We start from the raw sequence: 4,245 nt of genomic DNA, 5'->3' as shown, positions 1-4,245 counted from the left end.
ATCACAACGGGGCGGATGCTCAGCCATCTCATGGGCATTTACTTCATCCCAGTTACCAAAACTCTCACCGCATACGGGACAAACTGGTGGATGCTCATCAGCAAAGTGCTGATCCGCATCTTCGTGTGAGGCAAAAGTAATATCGTGCTCATCACAACGGGGCGGATGCTCAGCCATCTCATGGGCCACTAATTCCTGCTCGCCACCAAAGGTCATACCGCAATCGTGACATACAGGATTCAGCGCTGGATCAAAATGCGCATCTGCTTCTTCTTGTGAATTAAAATCCACCTGGTGAAACTCACAACGGGGCGGGTCCTGCCCAAAAACCTGTACAGGCAGGATGAGAGCAAAAACAAACATAAACGCCATTATCGGTTTTATCATTTTCATGATTTTCCCCTTCTTAATGTTAATGGTAGAGGTACAATTACCTCGAGCTTGAAAGCAAGATAACCTTTTCATCTGTCAAAATCAATGATTTGTGTCACATTTTTCCTTTTTTTTCGCGAATTACCGATTTTCAAGCAAACGGCCTACTGCGGCGGTTTCTCGGTTGAATTCTTTCTCGAACACACCGTAATAGTTGTTTACTTCATAGAAATATCGTGCCACGTCCCTGGATACCACGTGGGTATTTTTCTCTAGGATTTCCGGCGCCGGGAAGAGGATGTCGATGCCAGGCTTGAAATAGTTGAGAGTAAGTTTGAGATCAGGATTGATATCCAATAACTTCTTCATGATGAGCACTTCATAGAGACGCCGCTCATGACTGGCATCTTTCACTATGATAGTAAAGACGTCCTCCTCTGATGTGGCACCATAGATGTTTGTCTTTTCCAGCTCGCTTTTGTAGTTGAATCCACGGCTGGCAGGAATGTATTCCAAGTCGGCCGTAGGCTGCACGAACGGTTTCGACGCTGAGGCTTTTTCATGGACTGAATAACTCAGCCTTAATGCATTGTTTTTTGCAATATCCTTGATATATCCCGCAAGGCCCTTCACATCGAAACCGGCGGGGTCATCTTGGGACTGCATGAAGAAGATCACCTTCTTAGGGTCAATAGACTCGTAGTATTTATGATTTCTGATGATTTCATAAATCATCCTCCTCACGAGGATCGCCTCGCCGGGAATTTCCCCCTCGAGAAGTCCCTTGAACGGCTGTGTCATTGCCAGCGTCTTGTCTATTTCAGCGGCGGTGGCCACATCCTCAAGCATTTTCATGAAAACAGGGCTTTCATAGATGAAACTGAGGTCGTAAATGTCGGCGTTTTTAACACGGTAGTTGTTCTGGAAGAGTAGATTGCCGGTAATGTTGAATATGTCTGAGTCCAAGGGGATAACGCGGCTGAAGTTGCTGCCCAGTTCGGTAATAACGTGTGGTGTAATAACGACGATGACCTCTTTACGCTTGGTCTCTATGGTGGAGCTTTGGAAGAGCTTCCCAAAGAACGGAATGGAAGAGAGAATGGGAACGCCAGATATCAGCTCGGTCTCTTTTTTGGAGATGAGTCCGCCCACGATGAAGGGCGTGTTGTTAGTCACACGGACAAACGACTGCACTTTGCGGTTGTTGATGAGAGGCGCCTCCTGAACACCCGAAGTGGCGGCCAGCGCGCCGAGACGCTCTTCCGTCTCGGTGATGATGGTCTCGATCTGGATAGTGATCCGAGTCAGATCCGCGCTCACCCGTGGCCTGAGGTTGAGGACAATACCCACCGGGATGTAATCAACAGATTTTGAAACTGCTGTCTGCGTGCTGGTGGTCTTTACGATGGGGATCTGCTGGCCCACCTGAATCCTCGCCTGTCGACCGTCCAGTACCAGCACGGAGGGCCGAGATAGAATTTCGGCGGTGCCGATGCTGATAAGGGCCTGGAGCTGAGTGTTGAAATCTGTAGCTGTGCCGAGGATTGTCCTATCGAACACTATCGAGAAAGGATTAAACGCCCCGGTACTTGGATTGGGCGGCGGAAACTGGCCCGTTAAGCCTCCCTGAGCACCACCGAAATCGACTCCCAGTGCGTCCAGTCTATCGGAGTCAATTTCGATGACCAACGCTTCGATCTGGATCTGTGCCGCGGGGATGTCAATTTTATTATTCAGCAGATTGAGAAGTTTCGCCACCGGCTCAAAATCGTCGGGATTATAGCCGACGAGGATCTGCTGCTGAGGGGCGCCGGCGGTAGCCCCTAGCATGGGGATTCCGGCGAGATCAAGGCCCAATTCCGCTTTTTTACCTTTGGCCGATTTCCCTTTTTCCTGTGTAAGCAGACTGACGGTCTCGGTGTCTGGCACCTTGATGATGATGGGGAGTATATCTTTATCTTTCCTGGGCAATTCCTTGATATTAAGTGTAGGGCTAATAACTGGAGTAAAACTGTATTCTCCCGCCAGCTCGCCTTTGCCGCCTTTAAATTCAACCACCGTATAGCCCACTGTCTTAAGAATGGCCAGGGCCCTATCCACTTCAACATAACTGAGCTTTATAACTTGGTATTCCAAATCCCGCATCGATTGTCCCACCAGCGCCAGCGGGAGTATCATAAGAAGAGTAAGAGTTTTGAGAAACTTTTTCACAACGAGTTAGCGGTTAACGATAGTTATGGGAATCTTCACAAAAAGGTCCTGGAATTTTGCCGAAATAAGCCCACTGGTTTTATTGCTACTGGGAATAAAAAGGCCTTCTACCCGAAAGTTTGATCTCAAACTGTCAGCTATCTCTACGGTTATATTGCTTGTGGAGGAAACATGATGTATATCCAGTGAACCACTGGTAGCGTCCAAAGAAAGTTTCATAGATGTGCTGGAGCCACTGACATTTGATTCTTTTTTAAAGGTCAAATTCCCTTCCTGATCCGTCTTCCAGTACATAAAACCGTTGACAGGGACTACCGGCCCTTCCGTTTCAAAGGTGACAGGCCCTGACAGCTGCTTACCCATAATGGTGGCGGAAAGGACACCGGTACCTATATCCCAGTTCCAGCCGCCGGCGGATGTAACTACGGAATCAGGGGTGGCATCAGCACCAAAAACACTGGCTGTTTTCACAAAAGTGATGGAACCCCGGTCACCGCTTTCCCAGTACATGAAAGCACCAATGGGCACCGTTGATGCTTTAGTGTCAAAACTGACGGCACCGGATTCAGTTTGTCCCAACACCATGACAGACAGGAGATTGGTCTCTTTATCGTAGCCCCATCCTCCCGAAACAGAAACAACTGAATCAGCGGGAGCCGAAAAACCGTTGACATGCGCGATTTTCTGAAAGGTAACGTCTCTTTTATCAGTCTTCCAGTACATGTAAGCACTGACGGGAATGGTGAGACTGTCCGTATCGAAAGAAACAGTACCTGTTTCAACCTCGCCACCTGAAGTATCGTAAAAAGCCACCTGAACCTGCTTTATTGCATCAGTATAAACCCACCCACCTGTTCTTGTTTCTGTCACCGATGCCGCCACATTTAGCGGATTGCTTTCATCTGTCTGTACAGTGAATGCAGCATTAACGATGGTACCGCCGTTGAGGTAGTAATTAATAGTTCCATCATTTTCACCAATAAACAGATCCATATCGCCATCACCATCAATGTCCACGAGGGCCAGTGTTGCTTTCACATTGTCACCTTCACCTACATCAACGGCATTTAGCGGATTGTCACCCCCAACTTTAGGAGAGAATGAGTGCGCTGCGTTCGAACCTAAATTTGTGTAATAAAGAATTGTGCCGTTATCAGTACCAATAAATACGTCCAGGTCACCATCCTTGTCAATATCAACGAAGGCTGGTGCTGAGTTCGTCCCCACATCACTCTTGAAAAGAGTATCGGTATCCGTTTGAGCGGTAAACGCGGCGGCGGTACTGGAGCCTGTGTTCTTGTAGTAGTTAATAGTACCATCATATTCACCCATGAATGCATCCATATCACCATCACCATCGATATCGGCAAAGGTGGGTTTTGAGTTATAACCGACGTCTGCACCATCAAGCGGATTATTGGTTCCAGTCTTTTCAGAAAAAGAGGGGCTCGTACTGGAACCACCATTAGTGTAATGACTGATGGTACCGTTATCCTCACCAATGAACAAATCCATATCACCATCGGCGTCAATATCTACGAAAGAAGGAGCGGCGGCTCCACTCACAACTACACCGTTGAGAGGATTGTTGCTCCCCGTTTTATGAGTGAAAACAGCTTTCATGCTGGAGCCAGTGTTTTCGTAATAGATAATGGTACCGTC

Annotated in this window: 2 protein-coding genes and 1 pseudogene (1 of these 3 only partly in view); all 3 read right to left on the bottom strand. The window is 47.8% G+C overall.

All coding sequences use genetic code 11. The features are described 5' to 3' along the window. Positions 1 to 393: pseudogene (locus tag EYO21_00680) on the bottom strand (hypothetical protein); it reaches 27 nt to the left of the window's first position. Positions 394 to 513: 120 nt separating this feature from the next. Continuing rightward, a complete protein-coding gene (locus EYO21_00675) occupies positions 514 to 2,583 on the bottom strand; it encodes a type II and III secretion system protein (protein ID HIB02330.1) in 2,070 nt (689 codons plus the stop codon). A gap of 6 nt (positions 2,584 to 2,589) precedes the next feature. Continuing rightward, positions 2,590 to 4,245 (bottom strand): VCBS repeat-containing protein (locus tag EYO21_00670; GenBank protein HIB02329.1); only part of this gene is annotated, 1,656 nt, incomplete at its 5' end.

This window comes from Candidatus Neomarinimicrobiota bacterium (assembly GCA_012964825.1).
Lineage (GTDB): Bacteria > Fidelibacterota > Marinisomatia > Marinisomatales > S15-B10 > UBA2125.
This window is presented reverse-complemented; position numbering and strand designations above follow the sequence as displayed.